Source organism: Mycolicibacterium sp. MU0050 (assembly GCF_963378085.1).
In the GTDB taxonomy this organism is placed as follows: Bacteria; Actinomycetota; Actinomycetes; order Mycobacteriales; family Mycobacteriaceae; genus Mycobacterium; species Mycobacterium wendilense.
The window spans coordinates 5129220-5150470 of record NZ_OY726395.1 but is presented as its reverse complement, the minus strand read 5'-3'; the positions used below and the strand labels follow the sequence as shown (position 1 = coordinate 5150470).

General features: G+C 65.1%; 15 protein-coding genes, 4 pseudogenes and 1 other annotated feature. Of the genes and pseudogenes, 11 read left to right on the top strand and 8 right to left on the bottom strand.

Annotation, left to right across the window (positions count from 1 at the left end):
• Positions 1 to 11 precede the first annotated feature (11 nt).
• From rpsF to istB (R2K23_RS24470), 7 genes and pseudogenes are all read left to right on the top strand, one after another.
• Entirely contained in the window at positions 12 to 302 is a 291-nt protein-coding gene (gene rpsF, locus R2K23_RS24500) for a 30S ribosomal protein S6 (protein WP_316513357.1), read from the top strand.
• Between the two features lie 89 nt (positions 303 to 391).
• Complete coding sequence (locus R2K23_RS24495; protein ID WP_316513355.1) at positions 392 to 910, top strand: single-stranded DNA-binding protein; 519 nt, start codon at positions 392 to 394, stop codon at positions 908 to 910.
• A gap of 45 nt (positions 911 to 955) precedes the next feature.
• Complete coding sequence (gene rpsR / locus R2K23_RS24490; protein ID WP_126336507.1) at positions 956 to 1216, top strand: 30S ribosomal protein S18; 261 nt, start codon at positions 956 to 958, stop codon at positions 1214 to 1216.
• Positions 1217 to 1250: 34 nt separating this feature from the next.
• Complete coding sequence (gene rplI / locus R2K23_RS24485; protein WP_316513351.1) at positions 1251 to 1706, top strand: 50S ribosomal protein L9; 456 nt, start codon at positions 1251 to 1253, stop codon at positions 1704 to 1706.
• A gap of 526 nt (positions 1707 to 2232) precedes the next feature.
• Positions 2233 to 5316 (top strand): replicative DNA helicase, encoded by a 3084-nt coding sequence (locus R2K23_RS24480; protein ID WP_316513349.1) that lies wholly within the window; start codon positions 2233 to 2235, stop codon positions 5314 to 5316.
• A gap of 384 nt (positions 5317 to 5700) precedes the next feature.
• A pseudogene (locus tag R2K23_RS24475) lies at positions 5701 to 7063 on the top strand (IS21/IS408/IS1162 family transposase).
• Positions 7060 to 7914 (top strand): IS21-like element helper ATPase IstB, encoded by an 855-nt coding sequence (gene istB / locus R2K23_RS24470; protein WP_316513347.1) that lies wholly within the window; start codon positions 7060 to 7062, stop codon positions 7912 to 7914. Before R2K23_RS24475 ends, istB (R2K23_RS24470) begins: the two are co-directional and overlap by 4 nt.
• Here the strand turns inward: istB (R2K23_RS24470) and R2K23_RS24465 are convergent.
• From R2K23_RS24465 to istA, 3 genes are all read right to left on the bottom strand, one after another.
• Positions 7906 to 8436, bottom strand: coding sequence for a hypothetical protein (locus tag R2K23_RS24465; protein WP_316513346.1), 531 nt, complete (start codon positions 8434 to 8436; stop codon positions 7906 to 7908). The two genes, istB (R2K23_RS24470) and R2K23_RS24465, sit on opposite strands and share 9 nt — an antisense overlap.
• A 128-nt stretch (positions 8437 to 8564) precedes the next feature.
• Positions 8565 to 9377, bottom strand: coding sequence for an IS21-like element helper ATPase IstB (gene istB, locus R2K23_RS24460; protein WP_316513344.1), 813 nt, complete (start codon positions 9375 to 9377; stop codon positions 8565 to 8567).
• On the bottom strand, positions 9374 to 10891 hold the full coding sequence (gene istA / locus R2K23_RS24455; protein ID WP_316513342.1) for an IS21 family transposase: 1518 nt from the start codon (positions 10889 to 10891) through the stop codon (positions 9374 to 9376). The genes istB (R2K23_RS24460) and istA overlap by 4 nt, the downstream gene beginning before the upstream one ends.
• Positions 10892 to 11241: 350 nt before the next feature.
• Here istA and R2K23_RS24450 point away from each other — a divergent pair.
• A pseudogene (locus tag R2K23_RS24450) lies at positions 11242 to 12224 on the top strand (IS3 family transposase); the annotation flags it as partial.
• Positions 11541 to 11672, top strand: a sequence feature (AL1L pseudoknot). Its footprint overlaps the pseudogene before it by 132 nt.
• A gap of 76 nt (positions 12225 to 12300) precedes the next feature.
• Here R2K23_RS24450 and R2K23_RS24445 read toward each other — a convergent pair.
• Entirely contained in the window at positions 12301 to 13551 is a 1251-nt protein-coding gene (locus R2K23_RS24445; RefSeq protein ID WP_316513341.1) for an IS256 family transposase, read from the bottom strand.
• Between the two features lie 143 nt (positions 13552 to 13694).
• On the opposite strand from R2K23_RS24445, the pseudogene R2K23_RS24440 reads away from it, so the two are divergent.
• Positions 13695 to 13979: pseudogene (locus R2K23_RS24440) on the top strand (integrase core domain-containing protein); the annotation flags it as partial.
• Here the strand turns inward: R2K23_RS24440 and R2K23_RS24935 are convergent.
• The 3 genes from R2K23_RS24935 to R2K23_RS24430 form a co-directional block, all read right to left on the bottom strand.
• Positions 13934 to 14161 carry a NucA/NucB deoxyribonuclease domain-containing protein gene (locus R2K23_RS24935; protein WP_465270718.1) on the bottom strand — a complete coding sequence of 76 codons (228 nt, stop codon included), beginning with the start codon at positions 14159 to 14161 and terminating at the stop codon, positions 13934 to 13936. The pseudogene R2K23_RS24440 and the gene R2K23_RS24935 sit on opposite strands and share 46 nt — an antisense overlap.
• Positions 14162 to 14254: 93 nt before the next feature.
• Positions 14255 to 15094, bottom strand: coding sequence for a hypothetical protein (locus tag R2K23_RS24435; protein ID WP_316513339.1), 840 nt, complete (start codon positions 15092 to 15094; stop codon positions 14255 to 14257).
• Positions 15095 to 15239: 145 nt separating this feature from the next.
• A complete protein-coding gene (locus R2K23_RS24430) occupies positions 15240 to 17189 on the bottom strand; it encodes an HNH endonuclease family protein (RefSeq protein ID WP_316513337.1) in 1950 nt (649 codons plus the stop codon).
• Positions 17190 to 17696: 507 nt separating this feature from the next.
• On the opposite strand from R2K23_RS24430, the gene R2K23_RS24425 reads away from it, so the two are divergent.
• Positions 17697 to 18886 (top strand): IS3 family transposase gene (locus tag R2K23_RS24425; RefSeq protein WP_109560046.1). Its coding sequence is split into 2 segments (ribosomal slippage): positions 17697 to 17955 and positions 17955 to 18886, totalling 1191 coding nucleotides; the frame shifts between segments, so codons are not numbered across the junction.
• Between the two features lie 544 nt (positions 18887 to 19430).
• Here the strand turns inward: R2K23_RS24425 and R2K23_RS24420 are convergent.
• Positions 19431 to 20669, bottom strand: a complete 1239-nt coding sequence (locus R2K23_RS24420; protein WP_316513335.1) for an IS256 family transposase — start codon at positions 20667 to 20669, stop codon at positions 19431 to 19433.
• Between the two features lie 152 nt (positions 20670 to 20821).
• On the opposite strand from R2K23_RS24420, the pseudogene R2K23_RS24415 reads away from it, so the two are divergent.
• A pseudogene (locus R2K23_RS24415) lies at positions 20822 to 21118 on the top strand (integrase core domain-containing protein); the annotation flags it as partial.
• Between the last annotated feature and the right edge of the window lie 133 nt (positions 21119 to 21251).

The following is a 21251-nucleotide window of genomic DNA, read 5'->3' as shown; positions in this document are numbered from 1 at the left end:
ATGGGTTCCTTATGCGTCCATACGAAATCATGGTCATCCTCGACCCCACACTCGACGAGCGAACCGTAGCTCCCTCGCTGGAGACGTTCCTGAACGTCATCCGCAAGGACGGCGGCACCGTTGACAAGGTCGACATCTGGGGCCGGCGCCGCCTGGCGTACGAGATCGCCAAGCATGTCGAGGGCATCTACGCGGTCATCGACGTCAAGGCCGAGCCCGCCACCGTGAGCGAACTCGACCGTCAGCTCGGTCTGAACGAGTCGGTTCTGCGCACCAAGGTGATGCGGACCGACAAGCACTGAAGCCCGGTGGTCGTCACCGCGCTTCCGTAGGCTCGCCTGCGGAAGCCTAGACCTACACCGTTGCTCGACCAGGACTTGAGGAGGACCCAGTGGCTGGTGACACGATCATCACCGTCGTCGGAAACCTGACCGCCGATCCGGAACTGCGTTTCACCCCGTCGGGTGCCGCCGTGGCCAACTTCACGGTGGCCTCGACGCCGCGCATGTTCGATCGCCAGAGCGGCGAGTGGAAGGACGGCGAGGCGCTGTTCCTGCGGTGCAACATCTGGCGGGAGGCGGCGGAGAACGTCGCCGAGAGCCTGACCCGTGGTGCCCGTGTCATCGTCCAGGGCCGACTCAAGCAGCGTTCCTTCGAGACCCGCGAGGGCGAGAAGCGCACGGTGATGGAGCTCGAGGTCGACGAGATCGGCCCGTCCCTGCGTTACGCGACGGCCAAGGTCAACAAGGTCAGTCGCGGTGGCGGCGGTGGCGGATTCGGCGGCGGTGGCGGCGGGGGATCCCGCGCGGCCGCCGGTGGTGGCGGCTCGTCCGCACCGGCCGAGGACCCGTGGGGCAGCGCCCCGGCATCGGGTTCCTTCGGCGGGGCCGACGACGAGCCCCCCTTCTAACCCTCTCCAAACACAAACCTTCAGCAGTACAGAAAGAGAACAACCATGGCCAAGGCCAACAAGCGTCGTCCCGCGCCCGAGAAGCCGGTCAAGACCCGCAAGTGCGTGTTCTGCTCCAAGAAGGGCAAGAACCAGGTCATCGACTACAAGGACACCCAGCTGCTGCGCACCTACATCTCCGAGCGCGGCAAGATCCGTGCCCGTCGGGTGACCGGTAACTGCGTGCAGCATCAGCGCGACGTCGCCGTCGCCGTGAAGAACGCCCGCGAGGTGGCGCTGCTGCCCTTCACGTCGAGCACTCGCTGACCCCCGACACGGCTAGAAACGGAAACACCAGATCATGAAGCTCATTCTCACCGCTGAGGTGGACAAGCTCGGTTCGGCCGGCGACACCGTAGAGGTCAAGGACGGCTACGGCCGTAACTACCTGCTGCCCCGCGGGCTGGCGATCATCGCGACCCGCGGCGCCCAGCGCCAGGCCGACGAGATCCGGCGCGCGCAGGAGATCAAGACCGTGCGCGACCTCGACCACGCCAAGGAACTCAAGGCCGCCATCGAGGCCCTGGAGTCGGTCTCGTTGAGCGTGAAGACCGCCGGCGACTCCGGCAAGCTGTTCGGCTCGGTCACCCCGGGCGACGTGGTGGCGGCCATCAAGAAGGCCGGCGGACCGAGCCTGGACAAGCGCGCCGTCGACCTGCCCAAGGGTCACATCAAGGCGCTCGGCACCCATTCGGTCGAGGTGCACCTGCACTCGGGCCTGAACGTCACCGTGCCGGTGGAGGTCGTCGCCGAGTAGTTCACTCGGCCACGTCGCCGTAAATCGGCTTCAGCGTCAATACTCCCCGGTGGTCGCCTTTTCGGCGGCTACCGGGGAGTTGCTGTATCTGCTGGCGAACTGACCGTGGCGTAGGTTGCGCAGCGAACCTCACGCGCCGTTAACCTGGTGCACCACCGGACGCAACACAACACGCCCGAGACCGCAACCTGGCACGACACGCCGTCGGGGTTGCCATCCACAGTGCTGTGAGCTTCCTGTGATGCCCTGGTCTGCGGAGATGCCGTACGCGGGCCGGGTTCTCCACAGGTTCTCCCCACCCCCCTAACATGGCAACCCACAGCTATGCACACGCAGTGCACAGGTTCGCTAACAGGGGTGGTTCCGTTGGCCGCCAGCAACGTCTACGGTCGACTCGGCGCGAAGCGGCGTGGGGTCGGGGCCCTGGGACTTTTTCGGTGAATACTTGTCGGTGCCCTGACTTACCGTCGGTCCGTGGTGTCGAACAGGTGTTTGGTTGTGTGAGGACAGGGGGAGCAGTAGCCGTATGGCCGTAGTTGATGATCTCGGGCAGCCGGGCATGGATGGTCCGCCGCCCAGTGAGGACTTCGGTCGGCAGCCGCCGCAGGACATGGCCGCCGAGCAGTCGGTGCTCGGTGGGATGCTGCTGAGCAAGGACGCCATCGCCGACGTGTTGGAGCGGCTGCGTCCCGGGGACTTCTACCGTCCCGCGCATCAGAACGTCTACGACGCGATCCTGGACCTCTACGGGCGCGGCGAGCCGGCCGACGCGGTCACCGTGGCGGCGGAACTGGACCGTCGCGGGCTGCTGCGCCGCATCGGCGGGGCGCCCTATCTGCACACCCTGATCTCGACGGTGCCGACGGCGGCCAACGCTGGCTACTACGCGGGCATCGTGGCCGAGAAGGCGCTGCTGCGCCGGCTCGTGGAGGCCGGCACCCGGGTGGTCCAGTACGGCTACGCGGGCGCGGAGGGCGCCGACGTGGCCGAGGTGGTCGACCGTGCCCAGGCCGAGATGTACGACATCACCGACCGGCGGGCCACCGAGGACTTCGTCCCGCTGGAGGACCTGCTGCAGCCGACGATGGACGAGATCGACGCGATCGCCTCCAACGGCGGCATCGCCCGCGGTGTGCCCACCGGCTTCACCGAACTCGACGACGTCACCAACGGCCTGCACGCCGGCCAGATGATCATCATCGCGGCGCGCCCGGGTGTCGGGAAGGCCCTCGCGCTCGACACCCCGCTGCCCACGCCCAGCGGCTGGACCACGATGGGTGACGTCGCGGTGGGCGACGAGTTGCTCGACGCCGACGGGGCACCCACGCGGGTGGTGGCGGCCACCGAGGTGATGCTCGGCCGGCCCTGCTTCGAGGTCGAGTTCTCCGACGGCACGGTGATCATCGCCGATGCCCAGCATCAGTGGCCGACCGACGACGGGATCCGGACGACGGCCGGATTGCGGGCCGGACTGCACACCGTCGTTGCCGACGTGGCCGGCGGCGCGTCCGGCGCCGGGGGTACCGCCCTGCTAGCCCCGGTCGTGCGGATCGCCGACGTCCGCCGGCGGCCCAGCGTGCCCGTGCGCTGCGTGGAGGTCGACAACCCAGCCCACCTGTACCTGGCCGGGCCGGGCATGGTGCCGACGCACAACTCGACGCTGGGGCTGGACTTCATGCGGTCCTGCTCGATCAAGCACCAGATGGCCAGCGTCATCTTTTCGCTGGAGATGAGCAAGTCCGAGATCGTGATGCGGCTGCTGTCGGCCGAGGCGAAGATCAAGCTCGGCGACATGCGCTCCGGCCGGATGAGCGACGACGACTGGACCCGGCTGGCCCGGCGGATGAGTGAGATCAGCGAGGCTCCGCTGTTCATCGACGATTCGCCCAACCTGACCATGATGGAGATCCGCGCCAAGGCGCGGCGGCTGTCTCAGAAGTCGGATCTGCGGCTGATCGTGGTCGACTACATGCAGTTGATGAGCTCCGGTAAGAAGTACGAGTCGCGGCAGCAGGAGGTCTCGGACTTCTCCCGCCAGCTCAAGCTGATGGCCAAGGAGCTCGACGTGCCGGTGGTGGCGATCAGCCAGCTCAACCGTGGGCCCGAGCAGCGCACCGACAAGAAGCCGCAGGTGTCCGACCTTCGTGAGTCGGGCTGTATGACGGCCAATACCCGGATCCTGCGGGCGGACACCGGTGCCGAGGTGACCTTCGGGGAGCTGATGGCCACCGGCGAGCGGCCGCTGGTGTGGTCGCTGGACGAGCGCAACCGCATGGTCGCCCGGCCCATGACCAACGTGTTCCCCAGCGGGCGCAAAGAGGTGTTCAAGCTCCGGCTGGCCTCCGGCCGCGAGGTGGAGGCCACCGCCAACCATCCGTTCCTCACCGTCGACGGGTGGGTTCCGTTGGGCGAGTTGACCGTCGGTGACCGGCTGGCCACGCCGCGGCGTGTGCCGGAGCCGGTGTACACCGAGCGCATGCACGACTCCGAGGTCGTGATGTTGGCCTACATGATCGGCGACGGCTCATGTGTGAAGCGTCAACCGGTCCGGTACGCCTCGATCGACGGGGCCAACCTATCGGCGGTGGCGACCGCTGCAGCGCACTTCGGTGTGACTCCGATCCGCGACGAGTACCCGGCGGCGCGGGTGACGACGCTGCGGTTGCCGGCGCCGTATCGGCTGACTCACGGCAAGCGCAATCCGATCGCCGCGTGGCTGGACAAGCTGGGGCTGTTCGGCAAGCGCAGCTATGAGAAGCTCGTTCCCAAGGAGGTTTTCGCCCTCCCCAATGATCAGGTTGCGCTGTTTCTGAATCACCTGTGGGCCACCGACGGGTCGGTGCGCTGGGACGCCAAGGCCGGTCAGGCGCGGGTGTACTACGCGACGACGAGCCGCCAGTTGGCCGGTGACGTCGCCCAGCTGCTGCTGCGGGTCGGGGTGTACGCGCGGATCAAACGGGTCACGAAGGCCGGTTACCGGGACTCCTGGCACCTGTACATCTACGGCGGCGAGAACCAGAAGCGGTTCCTGGCCCACGTGGGTGTCAACGGTGCCCGCGGTGTCGCGGCGCGCGAGGTCGTGGCCAAGCTCGAAGGAATCGAGCGCAACACCAACCTCGACACAGTGCCGAAATCGGTCTGGCAACAGGTGAAGTCGGCACTGACCGAGGCCGGGATGTCGCACCGTAAGTTCGCGGCTGCGATGGAGACCCAGTTCTGCGGTTCGACGCTGTGGAAGCACGCGCCGAGCCGTGCGAGGTTGCACCGCGTGGCCGCGTTGCTCGAGGACCGTGAGCTGCACGACCTGGCGACCAACGACGTGTTCTGGGACGAGATCGTCGAGATCACCAGCATCGGTGAGCATGACGTCTACGACGGCACCGTGCCGGGGACCAGTAACTTTGTGGCACAAGGGATCACGGCGCACAACTCGCTGGAACAGGACGCCGACATGGTGATGCTGCTGCACCGCCCCGACGCGTTCGACCGCGACGACCCGCGCGGCGGCGAGGCCGACATCATCCTCGGCAAGCACCGCAACGGGCCCACCGCGACCATCACCGTGGCGCACCAGCTGCACCTGTCGCGGTTCGCGAACATGGCGCGGTAGGGCGTCCCTCTGACTCTTCTGGAGCGATGCCGGACCGGTAGGCGGTTCCTTGCAGTGTCTCGTTTCTTCTAGGAACGAGACAGGCTCTTAAGACGTTGGGGCGTGTTTGGCGATCGGTAGTGCTCCGGGGTCGATGACGATGGCGCTATCGGTGGGTCCGGAGATGGGGGAGTCAGTGTCGGAGTCGTCGTAGCGGACGGTGGGGATTGCTTTGTTGCCGTGGACTTTCAGGTGTACCGGCCCTGGTGACCGCGCTCACTGAAATTCCCCACTGACGCTCATTGAAATTCCCCACCCGTGTGGCTCCGCCGAGAAGGGCGGGCCTCCCTCGATGCTGCTGGTGTCTGACGCCAGTAGCTCCAGTCGAAGGAGGCCCGCTTTCTCATGCTCACATGGGAGGACGACATGGAAGTACACGCCCTACGCAAACGTGGTTGGTCGATCTCTGCGATCGCCCGTCACACCGGCTTCGACCGCAAAACGGTCCGCAAGTATCTGGCCGGCGACGCCGAGCCCGGAGTGCGGGCCAGGCCGGGGCCGGACGCATTCGACCCGTTCATCGACTACGTCACCGCCCGGTTGGTCGAGGACCCGCACTTGTGGGCCCGCACCCTCTACGACGAACTCGAAGACCTGGGCTTCGGGCTGTCGTATCAGAGCCTGACCCGCAACATCCGCACCCGAGGGTTGCGGCCGGACTGCCAAGCGTGTCGCACCGCCACCGACCGGCCCAACGCCATCATTGCGCACCCGCCGGGTGAGGAAACCCAGTGGGACTGGCTGGAATTGCCCGGTCCACCCGATTCGTGGGGATGGGGCAAGAAGGCGTTCCTGTTGGTCGGCTCGCTGGCACATTCCGGGAAGTGGCGCGCAGTGCTCTCACCGTCGATGGATCAACCTCACCTGGTCGCCGCCATCGACACGATCTGCCGCGGCCTGGGTGGACTGAGCAGGGTGTGGCGGTTCGACCGGATGGCCACCGTCTGCGATCCCGGCTCAGGCCGAGTCACCGCATCGTTTGCCGGGGTCGCCAAACATTACGGGGTCGCGGTGGCGATCTGCCCGCCGCGGCGCGGTAACCGCAAAGGCGTGGTGGAGAAGGTCAATCACACTGCCGCGCAACGTTGGTGGCGGACCCTGGCTGACGAGGTGACCGTTGAACAGGCCCAAGCCAGTGTGGATCGTTTCGCCCGCGTGCGCGGTGACACCCGCATCCGTGCCACCGCTGACGGGCGATCCTCGGTCGCCGTAGTCGCCAAGGCCGAGCCGCTGACGCCGGTGCCAGGCGACGCCGTATCCGGTGATCGTGTCGCAGTCCCGGACCGCCTCGCGCCAAGCGTTGGTGTCCTACCGAGGCAACCGGTACTCGGTGCCACCGGAGCTGGCTGCCGCGCAGGTGACGATCAGCCACCCAATCGGCGGCCAGTTCTGCGACATCGCCACCACCAGTGGGATCGTGATCGCCCGGCACCGCATGGCTGCAGACGGGCTCGGTGTGATGGTCCGCGACAGCGGCCACATCATCGCCCTGGACACCGCGGCGATGGCCACCGCTAACACCGGACGACCACACCGCCGCAAGGAACGCATCCCACCCGGCCCGGCCGCCAAAACCGCTGCCGCGCAACTCCTTGCACTCCGCGACAACACCGCCAATTCAGCCGAATCAACCACGCCATCAACCGATTCCACTGTCATCGACCTGTCCGCCTACGAGCGGGCCGCCCAGAAAAGGACCCTGCAATGACCCCCACCCCACGCACACCTAAAACCACCACCGGCACCACCACCGAGACACCGGCGGCCGCGGCGAGCCGCTATCAGCAGCTACGGTCACACCTGGCCGAGCTCAAACTCGCCGCTGCCGCCGAGGCCCTGCCGTCAATACTCGACCAGGCCGCCGCCGAAGGCCTGTCACTCACAGTGGCCCTGGAGCGGCTGCTGGCCGTGGAAGTCGATGCCAGCACCGCCCGCCGCCTCGCAGGAAGGTTACGGTTCGCCAGCCTGCCCACCCCCGCTACCCTCGCCGATTTCGATGTCGACGCCGCCGCCGGCATCGACCGCGCACTGATCGACGAACTGGGCACCTGCCGCTATCTCGAATCGGCCACCAACGTTCTACTGATCGGACCGCCGGGGACAGGAAAGACGCACCTCTCGGTTGGATTGGCAAGGGCTGCAGCACATGCTGGATATCGGACCTACTTCACCACCGCCGCCGACCTGGCCGCACGCTGCCACCGCGCCGCCATCGAGGGACGCTGGGCCACCACCATGCGGTTCTACGCCGGCCCGACACTGCTGGTGATCGATGAACTGGGCTACCTGCCACTACCCGCCGAGGCCGCCTCGGCGTTGTTTCAAGTCGTATCCCAACGCTATTTGAAGACCAGCATCGTGATCACCACCAACCGCGGGGTCGGCGCCTGGGGCGAAGTGCTCGGTGACACCACCGTCGCCGCCGCCATGCTCGACCGCCTCCTACACCGGTCAGTGGTCATCAACCTCGACGGCGAGTCCTACCGGCTACGCGACCACCACGCCGCCGCCGAAAACCTCCGTCGAGCCGCAACAGGAACCCGTCAACCCCTACACTGACCGGTGCTCACAGGTGAGGAATTTCGGCGAGCACACCCGGGGACGTTCGATGAGCGCGATCACTGGCTCGGCCAGCGGGATCTGGTGGCTGTATTCGGGCTCGGGGGATAGGAGCTCACTGATTGCCAGGATTCCGGTGGTGATGTCGAGTTCGCCGTCGAAGATCAATTGCCCTAGTTCATCAGTGTCAAGGGGGTCGCCGGCGTAGACGCGGACGATGACTTCGCGGCCGATCATGTCGGACTCGTCGGCGGACATGGTGTAGATGTCCAGCCTATGGCGGGTGGCCTCATAGCCGGCCCGATGCCCAGCTTCGCTGAGGCCCACGACGTCCTGTGTGCCGAGGTCCTCAATGACGACGAAGCCAGCGTCGGGGAAAATCTCGGTTTCGAGGATTGGTTCATGTGCGGGTGTGGGCATGTTCCGGGCTTCCGGGTTACTTTCGCCGATCGCGTTTGCGTTTCTTCTTCGTCGCGATGTCGCGTTTCTTGTCGTTCTTCTTTTTGTGCTTCTGCTGTCCATCCTTGTTGTTCTTCTTACTGGATTTCTTGCTGCCGCTTTTGGACTTGCGTTCGGAACCGGATTGTCAATGGCCAGGTGGAAGTATCCGCTGGTGGCCAGATAAATGTATCCACCCCGTGTGGTGATTCCTAGGTTGTCGGGGTGGTCTCCTTTCGGTGGTGGGCGTCTTTCATGCGGTAGGACTGGCCGTCGGTGATGATGACGGTGGCGTGGTGCAGGAGGCGGTCGAGGATGCTGACGGCGGTGGTTTGTTCGGGCAGGAATCGGCCCCATTGTTCGAAGGGCCAATGTGACCCGATGGCCAGACTCCGGCGTTCGTAGGCGCCGGCGACGAGCCGGAACAGCAGTTGGGTGCCGGTGTCATCTAAGGGCGCGAAGCCGAGCTCGTCGAGAATGATGAGGTCGACGCGTAGTAGGGATTCGATGATCTTGCCGACGGTGTTGTCGGCCATCCCTCGGTAGAGAGTTTCGACGAGGTCGGCGGCGGCGAAGTAACGCACCTTGAGGCCGGCGTGGATCGCAGCGGTCCCCAACCCGATCAAGGTGTGGGACTTGCCGGTTCCGGCGGGACCGATAATCGCCAGATTCTGTTGGGCGCGTATCCATTCCAGACTCGACAGGTAGTCGAAGGTCTTCGGTGGGATCGACGATGCGGCCACATCGAACGAGTCCAAGGTCTTGGGCACGGGGAACGCGGCAGTTTTGAGTCGGTTGACGACGTTGGAGGCATCCCGGGCGGCGAGTTCGGTCTCGATCAGAGTTCGCAGAACCTCTTCGGGGGTCCAGCGTTGGGTCTTGGCGGTGATCAGCACCTCCGGCGCTGTCCGCCGGATGGCCGCCAGCTTCAGGCGGCGGAGCCCGGCATCGAGATCGGCATCCAATGGTGGAACTGATTTTGGTGCGACGGGTTTGGTCTCGGTCAACGGTGCTGTCTTGGTCACGAGTTCACCTCGCCGTCAGCGACGGGCGTGACCCGGTAGGCCTCCAGGGAGCGGGTCGGGGCGACCGGCAGATCCAGGATCAACGCATCCCCGGCTTCGCGTGGCTGCGGGGCGCCGGTGCCGGCGGCCAGGATGGAGCGCACGTCGGCGGCGCGGAACCGCCGGAACGCCACCGCCCGGTGCAACGCCGCGACCAACTGCCGCTCACCGTGGGCGGCGCCCAGAGCGAGAAGGATCTCTAACTCAGAGGCCAGTCGGGTGTTGCCGATCGCCGCAGCGCCGACCAGGAACGCTTGCGCGTCCTCACCGAGGTCGCAGAACTGCTTCTCCACGGTGGTCTTCGGCCGTGGTCCGCGGTTCGGTGCCGGCCGGGGCCCGTCGTAGTGCTCGTCGAGGATCGAGGTGCCACCGGGTGCGATGAGTTCGTGTTCGGCCACGATCACCCCGGTGGCCGGCTCGAGCAGGCGCACCGCGCCGTGATCGACCACGATGGCCACGTTGGTGCCGATCAGCCGGGTCGGTACCGAGTAGCGGGCCGACCCGTAGCGCACACACGATAACCGGTCGACTTTACGTAACACCGAGGGTGCACCAATCTGCAGTCGCAAGGATGGCAGTGGTTGCAACAGTTCATGTTCAGCGATCAGCCGGTCGTCGGGGATTGCTTGGATCTCTGAATGCGCCGTGGCGTTCACTTCGGCGCACCAGGCGGCCGCGGCGGTGTTGGCGGACCGCAGATCCACCGGGGCACCGGCGATGGCGGCCTCGGTCAGCAGGGGCACTGCAAGGTCGCGTTGGGCGTAGCCGCACAGGTTCTCCACGATGCCCTTGGACTGCGGGTCGCCGGCGTGGCAGAAGTCCGGGGCGAACCCGTAGTGCGTCGCGAAGCGAACGTAGTCCGGGGTCGGGACGACCACGTTGGCGACCACGCCGCCTTTGAGGCAGGCCATCCGGTCGGCCAGCACCCGCGCCGGAACACCGCCGATCACGGCGAAGGCTTCGGCGATCAACGCCAGCGTGGTGGAGGCCTTCTGATCGGTGGCAAAGCGCACGAATCGCCAGCGGGAGAACGCTAGCACCGCGCAGAACAAGGACAGCCCGGGGGCGGCCTGGGCCCAGTCGATCACCAGATACTCGCCCGGCGCCCACACTGCCGGGCGGCGGCCACGGTGATTGTCACTGCGCCACAACGCTTTCTTCTCTGCGACCAGACGCCGGAAATTACGCGGCGAGCCCTGGTAGCCGGCGGTCCGGGCGATCGGCAACAGCCGTTTGGCCGAGATCCGGCCTTGTGATTTCTCGACGCGTTCAGCGACGAGCTCGGCGACCGTGTCGTAGTTGTGCGGTCGTTCGACCCGCGGCGCCGGCGACATGCCCGCCTGCTCGGCCTCGTGCCTGTCGATGATCTTCTTGACGGTGCGGTGGGTGGTGCCGCACCTATCGGCGGCACCCCGGTACGACCCGAGCTCGTAGTAGGCGGAAATGATGTCCATGCGGTCCTTCGCAGATTTCAATGGAACTCCCCGATGGTGATGGCGATTGGTTGGCGCCTTCACCGTCACCATCGGGGCCCGCAGTTCCTGATCGACACGACGAACACAGGGTGGATACTTTTACCTGGCCAAAACTGGATACCTTCACCTGGCCACCAGTGGCTACTTTTTCATGGCCACGGACAAGGATTGCCGTTGCGAGCCTGACGTTGTGGTCGCGGAGGTCTGACTGCGTTCTGGACCTAACCCGTTGCGTTGCTGCTGCAAACGCGTGCGGGCGCAGGTCTGGCACCGAGAGACCCCGTCGGAGCCGCGGTTGAAACGCCCTGGAAATCCCGGAGGCTCCTGACCTTGGAAACGAGGATGCAGGTATGCCGAAGGAACAGTCGCCCGGGAAGCCGACGACACGTCGATACAGTGCCGAGGAGAAGGCCGCCGCGGTGCGGATGGTCCGCACCTTGCGCGCGGAGCTGGGCACCGAGCAGGGCACAGTGCAGCGGGTCGCTCGCCAGCTCGGCTACGGAGTGGAATCGGTGCGCACCTGGGTCCGTCAGGTCGACATCGACGAAGGCCTGGCTCCTGGGGTGACGACCTCGGAGTCGAAGAAGGTGAAGGAACTCGAACAGGAGATCCGAGAACTCAAGCGTGCCAACGAGATTCTGAAGCGAGCGGCAAGTTTCTTCGGGGCGGAGCTCGACCGCCAACACAAGAAATAGTCGATTTCATCGACGACAATCGCGGGGAGTTCGGGGTCGAGCCCATCTGCACGGTCCTGCGCAGCGCAGGCTTGCAGGTGGCACTGAGCACCTACTACGACGCCAAAGCCCGGGTCCCATCGGCGCGGGCCCTGCGCGACGCCGTCCTCGGGCCGGCGTTGTGCCAGCTCTGGAAAGACAACTACTGCGTCTATGGGGCCCGCAAACTCTGGAAAACGGCTCGTCGCGATGGTCATGACGTCGGTCGCGATCAGGTGGCCCGGCTGATGCGGGCCGCAGGCATTGAGGGGGTCCGGCGCGGCAAACGGGTGCGGACCACCAAAGCTGACCCAGCCGCGGCGCGGCACCCGGACTTGGTGCACCGCAACTTCGCCGCGGCTGCCCCGAACCAGCTCTGGGTGACCGACCTGACATTCGTGCCGACCTGGGCCGGGGTGGCCTACGTGTGCTTCATCATTGACGCACACTCGCGGATGATCGTGGGGTGGCGGGTGGCTTCGCACATGCGGACCTCGATGGTTCTCGACGCGTTGGAGATGGCGCGTTGGTCACGCGGAACTACATTGCAGGACTTGATATGTCACTCAGATGCCGGGTCGCAATTCACGTCCATTCGCTACGGCGAGCGGCTCGCTGAGAGATAGTGCCCCTTGGGGTGGTGGACTTCGGATCGGCGTGGGTTCACGCGTGGTGATCAACGAGTCGTGGTGAATGTTAGGCGATCTGGCGTTGTTCGGGAACCGGTTCGGTGGTCGCTCGGGCGGCGATGTGTTTGGTGGCGATGACTTTGCGCAGTTCAGCCATGGACACCTCGGACAGGTAGCGGCGGGTGACCTGCCATTCGTCGTGGGCTTCGATGACCACGGCGGTGGCCAGTCGTAGGAAGGCTGCGGGGTTGGGGAAGATCTCGACGACATCGGCGCGGCGTTTGATCTCCTTGTTGAGCCGCTCGATGGGGTTGTTCGACCAGATCTTCTGCCAGTGGGTGCGCGGGAACGCGGTGAATGCCAGCACGTCGGCTTTGGCCTCATCCATCATGGCGGCCACTTTCGGGAAACTGGACGAGAGGGTGTCGGCGACCTGATCCCACTGCGCGGCGACCTCGGCGGGGTCGGTGTGGGCGAAGATCGTCTTGACCGCTGCGGTGACCGCCGGGGCGTGTTTGGCGGCCACCGCCCCGTGCAGGTTGCGCATGAAATGCACCCGGCAGCGCTGCCAGGACGAGCCGGTGAACTGCTGGGCGACGGCGGCTTTCAACCCGGCGTGGGCATCGGAGATCACCAGGTGCACGCCGGTCAGGCCGCGGGCCTTGAGCGAGGCCAGGAACTCCCGCCAGAACTCGAAGGACTCGCTGTCACCGACGGCGGTGCCCAGCACCTCCCGGGTGCCATCGATGGAGACGCCGGTGGCCACCACCAGGGCCTGGGAGACCACGTGGGCGCCGACGCGGACCTTGCAGAACGTCGCATCGCAGAACACGTAGGGAAATGAGGTGTGGGTCAGGCTGCGGGTTCGAAACGCCTCGATCTCGCGGTCGAGGCCGGCGCAGATGCGCGAGACCTCCGATTTGGAGACCCCGGATCCAACCCCGAGTGCGGCGACCAGGTCATCGACGTTGCGAGTCGACACACCATGGACGTAGGCCTCCATGATCACCGCATGCAGGGCCTTGTCGATGCGACGCCGGCGTTCCAGCAGGGACGGGAAGAAGGAGCCGGCTCGCAGTTTGGGGATCTTGACCTCGATATCGCCCGAGGTCGTCGACACCGTCTTGGGCCGATGCCCGTTGCGGTGCGTACTGCGTTCGCCGCTGCGTTGGTAGCGTCCGGCCCCGATGGTCTCGGTGGCCTCGGCCTCGATCAACGCCTGCAGCCCAGCGCGGATCAGCTCAGCGAACACCGCCCCGACATCAGCGGACTTGAGTGCATCGAGTTGGGCGAGCAAGGCAGAATGGTCCTGGGTCATCGCGTGGTGCGTCCTTTGCTTGAGTCACTTGGTAGGTAACTCATTGACCACTACGCGATGACCCGCCCGAAAGCCTTCAACGACACACCCCGGCCTGGGCCGTCCTCAGCTCCGAAACCCCACCACACCAAGGGACTTACCCCGCTGAGATCGGCGCAGTCCCGTCAATTGGGACCGTTGGAGATAGTTTCGATAACGCTCTCGCGGAGACAGTCAACGGTTACTACAAGGCCGAGCTGATCTACGGGCCGGCTCGAAGCGGACCGTGGAAGACCGTCGAGGACGTAGAACTCGCCACCCTCAGTTGGGTCCACTGGCACAACACCAGCCGCCTGCACAGCTACCTCGGCGACATCCCACCCACGGAGTTCGAAGCCGCGTTCTACGATGCATACCGGACCGACCAACCCTTGATCGGAATCCAATAGCCCGAGCCTCCGGGAAACCCAGGGCGCTTCAGGTAGGCGAACTGGAAACGGCTACCGGGGTTAACGCCCTGCCTCCGGTACAGATCCCGCAGGAGCTGGGATTCATTCTGGCTTTCGCGCTTGGGGAGATGCCTGAGGCTGGATCGGCCGCCGCGGCTTTCGACTGCTGATGCTGGGGGGATTCATCCCGGTGCATGCCGTCCGCGGTACGCGTTCCCTGCAGGTTTTCTCTTCGGTTCCGTCTGGCTTGAGCAGGGGTTTGGGGCGGGGTTGATTTACCAGAAGGGGGGCTTGTTTTGGGCGAGCCAGCCGGTGCAGGTGTCGTGCCAGGCTTGGGGGTCGAGGGCAGGTAGGTCGTAGAGGAACAGTTCGGTGAGGTTTTTCGCGGCGAGCAGGGGGCGGGTGTCGGTGAGTTTGCGCAGGGTTTTGATGTGGAGTTCGCGCAGGTTCTGCAGGCCGGTGAAGTCGAAAAGTTCGGTGACGCTGGACAGTTGAGACAGATGCAGGGTGCGCAGGCCGGTGTTGGCGCTCAACGGGGTGAGGTCAGCGAGGAGTCGGGTTTTGTGGAAGCTGATCTCGGCGATGTTCGGATGTGCCGCTAATCCACTGATATCGCGGATACTTCCCACGTCCATGGTGAATTCGTGCAGGTTGGGTGGCAGCCAGTCCAGTGTCTTGGTCTGCGCGGCGTAGATAAGACCCAGTGAACGAAGCCAGGTCATGCCGGTGAGGCTGTGGTGATCGTGGTACTGGCCTCCGAGGAGCAAGGTTTCCAGCTTCGGCATGCCGGCGATCGGGGCCAACGACGTGCCCTTAGCGGCGCGGTAAATGGAGAGGTATCGGCATTCCTGCAGGTACTGCAACCCTTCGAGGCTGTCTAGTTGATCGATGTCGCAGGCGAAGCGGCGCTGTTTCGGAAAGTACTGCAGAAAATCGAGGTTACCGGGACCCCAGACGTGGAGGTAATTGTCGGGGTGTTCTTCGAGCAGGGCGGCGACCTTGCGGTACTCCTTGGGGCTCAGTGGTGTTGGCAGGAACACGCCGGGGCAGTCGGGTTCTAACGGCGCCAGGTCCTTGCCACGTACTGGAGGCACGATCTCTCGCGACAGGGCCATTGCTGCTCACTTCCTCAAACCACTGGGGGTCGACTCGCCTGAACTCGACTGGACATTGCCAGTTTCACATGGTGTCCACGCCAGGCTGGCTGGCCGGCTGGCTGCACAGAAATACTGGGTGGGTGTGAACGGTCGACGATCACGCTCAGCCGCGGGCTTTGCGTTGGCGTTTCTTCTTGCTTCCGGACTTTTTCTTCTTTTTCTTGTCCTTCTTGCTTTTCTGTTTCTTTTGTTTGTTGTCGCGTTTGGTCTTCGACTTCTTGCTACCGGACCGCTTGTTGCTGCTGGATTGGCGATCACCGCCGGTCGAGGAGTTGCGCTCAGCGCCTCTGGGCCCGGCGCTGCGCTGCGCGGCACTACCAGACTGCCCGGCTAACCTCTCGACAGCACCCGCTCGTTCGTTTTCATATCGGGCCCAGCGTTGTTGTTGGGCGGGGGTGTCGAGGCGGTGGTTGGGACTGCGGATCACTCCATCGGGCCGTTGCCCGTACTCCCGCAAATAGGTTCGCACCTTTGCCCGCGACTTGTTGGCGGCAAGTTCCCGCTCGCCGTTCCACCGGGTCGCTTTGAGGTCGCTTTTTGCGTTGTTGCAGCCTTCGCAGAGGATGTTGTTTCGGCTGGCGTTGGCGCCGGTGCCGCCGTGGGATTTCGGGATCGGGTGGTGATCGATTTGGGCCCGGTTGGGTGGGATTTTGTCGCCAGCTCTGGTTGGGCCTTCCTGCCGGAACACCCGAACCTCACAGTTGGCGCAATACAGGTTGGTGCCGGACTCGGCAGCAGCGCGATCCAGTTCGGCGCCGCGGATCTTGGGATCGACCCCGAGCGCGTCAGCAGTAGCCCTGTCTTTCTGGACACGGGTGAAGTCCTTACCGGCACCGGTCGAGGGCAACCCCTCGGTCCCCGGTGGGGCGTTGGGGATCTTCGGTGTCCCGGCTCCGGGTTTGGCCAGATTGGTGGCGGCCGCGGCCACGTCGTTGGCCAGCTGCGCTGGTGGGGTGGGGGTGGTTTTGGCGACGTCGATGACGGTGTCGGTGTGTTTGGCGAGTTGTCCGGCGGCTTCGATGCCTTCGGTGACGGCCTTTTTCGCCGCGCCTTGAGGAGTGGCCATGGAGGCGGCCCCCAGCACGGTTGCGGCCATCCCCAAGGTTTGGTTGTCCGGCATCACGGTGGCGGCGACATCGAGGCCGGCCGAGGCCAGGTTGACCGTGGCCCCGGCGATCATCGCCGCACCCGCCGGGCCACCGAGCCCGGTGAGCGCCAAAGCGGTGCCCCCGACGAGCATGGCCGATTCCAGCGGGTTGTCCTGAACGAATCCGCCGACTGCTCGGGCACCGGAGGCGGTGGCCGAGGCCGCGCTGACCGCGGCGTTACCGACTGCGCCTGCAGCCCCTGCCAGTGCGTCGGTGACATCGGAGAACCCGAACACCGCCAACCCGCCAGCATCGACGTGCAGGGGTGGGTCGACATAGACGGGCCAGGTGGTGTCCGGGCCGGGGTCGATGACTTCGGAGAGTTGATACACCTGCGGCCGGATCTGGCGCACCACATACGACGAGGGCACCAATTCCCCTGCAGCGTCGCGGGTCTCGGACGGGGAGAACACCCCCAACGTCTCAGCGGTGGCGGCGGCCCGATTCACGGTCAGGAAACCGTTCGTATGGGCCAACATCACGGTGTCGGCGGGGGTCCGTACGAAGGTGGTCACTATCCGCGGGCCGGCCGCATCGGCGATACGGGCGATGGTCCGGGTGCCGGTGGGGGTGTTCTCGGCCAGGAAGTCGAACCCGGCACCGGCATCGGGATAGATCACCACCCCAGAGGACGTGTGCTGCGCGGTCCCCAGCCCTGCCGGCAACACCAGCTGCACCGGCCCGGCCGCAGTCGGGGTGCTCAACCCGACCACCGGTTGTTCAGGCAGACCGGCGCGACGCTGTTGCGCTGGTACACCGACCGGGTTGGTGTACGGGGAGTCGGCAAACGCCGCCGCTGCGGCGGCCGCCATCTGAGCGACACCCCCGTCGGCGGTGGAGCTGTTGTCCAGATCGGGGTCGCGGTCGTCGAGCAGGTGCAGGCCGGCAGCAGTCAGTACCACCACACAGATCAGTGCAACCAGCTGACCTGGCCAGCGAAACCATAACGTTTGCTGGCTGGTTGTGAGAAAGTTTCCCAGCCGCTGGTTCCGCTGAGCCCGACTGCGCATCGCTGATCCCTCAAGTAGCAAACACCCTGAATCCGGGTCCACCCCGGTGTGATGCCGGTACCGTACGTTCCGCGCACCCGACTAGTCAACGTCTACCTCGATCTAGCTGGCGGCATCACACGTCCAGGGGAAGTGGCCGCGCCGCGCCGGTCCAACCTTCGGGCGCCAGCAGCAATCATGAAAAGCATCCACTTCCAGATCGAACGGGCGGTGTTGGCGCTTCATATCTAGGTTTGCTGTCGGGCCGTAGAATCATGTGCTCAAAGAACACTGGAGCACACCGTGCCTCGCGCACCGCGCAAAACAAGACAAGATCTAACTAATCCCGGATCTCTTGGGGTTGACCCCTGATGGTGGACACCTGACTGGTGGGACTGCTGGTCCCACGGGAAGGATGTCCGTATGTCGGGCAAGCGGAAGAAGTACACCCCGGAGTTTCGGGAGCAGGCGGCCCGCTTGGTGATCGAGACGGGCCGGCCGATCGCGCATGTGGCCGCGGAGATCGGTGTGGGTGAGCAGTTGCTGGGGCGCTGGGTGCGGGTGGCCCGCGAGGCCGCTGGCGCAGGCGATAATGGTGCGGTGCTTGATTCTGATGAGCGTGCCGAGTTGGAGCGGCTGCGCAAGGAGAACGCTGAATTGCGTTTGGACCGGCAGTTTTTGAAAAAAGCCGCGGCCTTCTTTGCCTCCGAACAGAACCAGTAGAGGCCTACGGTCTGATCGAGGCGGAGAAGGCCAATTACGCGATCACCCGGATGTGCGAGCTGCTGGACGTGTCGCGGTCGGGGTTTTACAAATGGCGCAAGTCCCAGGCCGCGGGACCGTCGCCGGCGGCGCGGCGTCGTGCCGAGTTGGATGTCAAGGTCGCGGCCTTGCATGAGGCCTCCGATGGGGTCTATGGGGCGCCGCGCATCCTGGCCGACCTGCGCGATGCCGGCGAGACCGTGTCACGCAAGACGGTGGCTGCCTCGCTGCGCCGTCAGGGTCTGGCCGGGATCAGCCCACGTACGTTCGCCCCGGTAACCACCGTGGTGGATCTGGACGCGCCGCCGATCCCTGACCTGGTCAAACGTCGATTCGATACAGGCCGTCTGGATGGGGTGTGGACCAGCGACATCACCTATCTGCGCACCGGTGAGGGCTGGTTGTACCTGTGCGCCGTGCGTGACGGCTGCAGCCGGCGGGTGATCGGCTGGGCCATCGATGAGCACCTGCATACCGACCTGGTCGAGGACGCGGTGGCGATGGCGGTGGCCATGCGCGGCGAGTTGGCCGCGCAGGTGGTGTTCCATGCTGACCGCGGATGTCAGTACACCAGTGCGCAGTTGGCACGGTTCGCCCGCAAGCATGATCTGGCCCGCTCGGTGGGCCGCACCGGGGTGTGTTGGGATAATGCTCAGCAGGAATCATTCTGGGCCACAATGAAAGTCGAGTTCTACGACCGCTACTTGTGGCCCACCAAAGCAGCCGCTAAGCTCGCCGTCGGCGACTGGATCGAACGGGTCTACAACCGCCGACGGCGCCACTCTTCGATCGGGATGATCACCCCGGTCGAGTACGAGAACCGGATCACTCAGACGGCACAAGCCGCCTGACCGAGTGTCCACCCAATGGGGTCAAGCCCACTCTACAAACGAGACAGGCGTGGCTGGACGGGACTGGGCTAGCGTTGCGAGATGGGCGACCCTTGGGGCGAGGGTTGCATCCCATGGCCGCCGACGCGGCCGTCGCCATAACCAGCTGGAGGTACGGACGAGACTGGTCCGTATACGACTTGTCAACACCTCCGCCGATCATCGATGAGCTTGCCAGCTACCTATCTATTGCGACGGGCGACGAGTTAGTTGGCTTCTGCTGTACCGGCATTGAAGCCCGAGTTTCAGGCATCGGCGAGTCCCAGCAATCCTTGACCTCGGTATGGGAAGGCACCCCAATCTAGTCGGATGCGGGAACGGGACTCGGTTCGGCGCGACCGTCCTTGAATACCTCGATGAGTGTCAGCCTGTAGTCACGTTGCGCGCGGTTGTTCAAAGCCGGAACGAGCGCAGTCTGAGGCGGACGCACGATAGTGCCCCTTGGGGTGGTGGACTTCGGATCGGCGTGGGTACACGCGTTGTGATCAACGAGTCGTGATGAATGCTAGGCGATTTGGCGTTGTTCGGTGATGGGTTCCGTGGCGGTTTGTTTGGCGGCGATGACTTTGCGCAGCTCAGCCATGGAGATGTCCGACAGGTAGCGCCGGGTGACCTGCCATTCGTCGTGCGCCTCGATGACCACGGCGGTGGCCAACCGCAGGAACGCGGCGGGGTTCGGGAAGATCTCGACGACATCAGCGCGACGTTTGATCTCTTTGTTGAGCCGCTCGATGGGGTTGTTCGACCAGATCTTTTGCCAGTGTCCACGTGGGAACGCCGTGAATGCCAGCACGTCGGGTTTGGCCTCATCCATCATCGCGGCCACTTTCGGGAAGCTGCCCGACAGCGTGTCGGCGACCTGATCCCATTGCGCAGCGACCTCAGCGGGGTCGGTGTGGGCGAAGATCGTCTTGACCGCCGCGGTCACCGCCGGGGCGTGTTTGGCGGCCACCGCCCCATGCAGGTTGCGCATGAAATGGACCCGGCAACGCTGCCAGGACGAGCCGGTGAACTGCTGAGCTACGGCGGCTTTCAAGCCGGCGTGGGCATCGGAGATCACCAGGTGCACCCCGGTCAGGCCGCGAGCCTTGAGCGAGGCCAGGAACTCGCGCCAGAACTCAAACGACTCGCTGTCACCGACAGCGGTGCCCAGCACCTCGCGGGTGCCGTCGATGGAGACCCCGGTGGCCACCACGAGGGCGTGGGAGACCACGTGTGCCCCGACGCGGACCTTGCAGAACGTCGAGTCACAGAACACATACGGAAACTGGGTGTGGGTCAGGCTGCGGGTGCGAAACGCCTCGATCTCCTTGTCCAGGCCGGTGCAGATGCGTGAGACCTCCGATTTGGAGACCCCCGATCCGACACCGAGCGCAGCGACGAGGTCATCGACATTGCGGGTCGACACGCCATGGACGTAGGCCTCCATGATCACCGCATGCAGCGCGCGGTCGATCCGACGGCGCCGCTCGAGCAGCGACGGGAAGAAGGAACCGGCCCGCAGTTTGGGGATCTGGACTTCGATGTCCCCGGAAGTGGTCGATACCGTCTTGGCCCGGTGCCCGTTGCGATGCGTACGGCGATCGTCGCTGCGTTGGTAGCGTCCGGCGCCGATCGTCGCAGTGGCCTCGGCCTCGATCAACGCCTGCAGCCCGGCGCGGATCAGCTCGGCGAACACCGCCCCGGCATCAGCGGACTTGAGCGCATCGAGCTGGGCCAACAAGGCAGAATGGTCCTGGGTCATCGCGTGGTGGTTCCTTTGCTTGAGTCACTTTGGTCGGTAACTCAATGACCACTACGCGATGCCCCACCCCAAAGCCCTCAACGACACACCGAACAGAGTCCGGCCTGGTCAGCCTCAGGCCCGAAACCCCACCACCCCAGGGGACTTACCCAGGATCTCAGTTTCGCTCAAGGCGATTCGTGCACGCACTGCACCATCACGAGATGGTCGGCTCGATGGGCCGTGTCGGCGCGGCCGGCGACAACGCTGCCATGGAGAGCTTCTTTTCCCTGCTGCAGAAGAACGTGCTCGACCGCCGCCGCTGGGACACCCGCGAGCAACTCCGAATCGCGATCGTCACCTGGATCGAACGCACCTACCACCGACGCCGCCGACAAGCCGGCCTCGGCCGGTTGACCCCGGTGGAATTCGAAGCCATCATGACCACACCGGCCAGTCAGGCCGCGTGACCGAAACTGTCACCTACTCGTGCAGCAGACCCCCACCTGGTGGATGGAGTACACCTTCCCGCACATCGTCGACATAGAGGCGACGCGCCACCGGATCCGCCAAGGTCCGCCGAGGGTCTGACAGCCCGCGCCA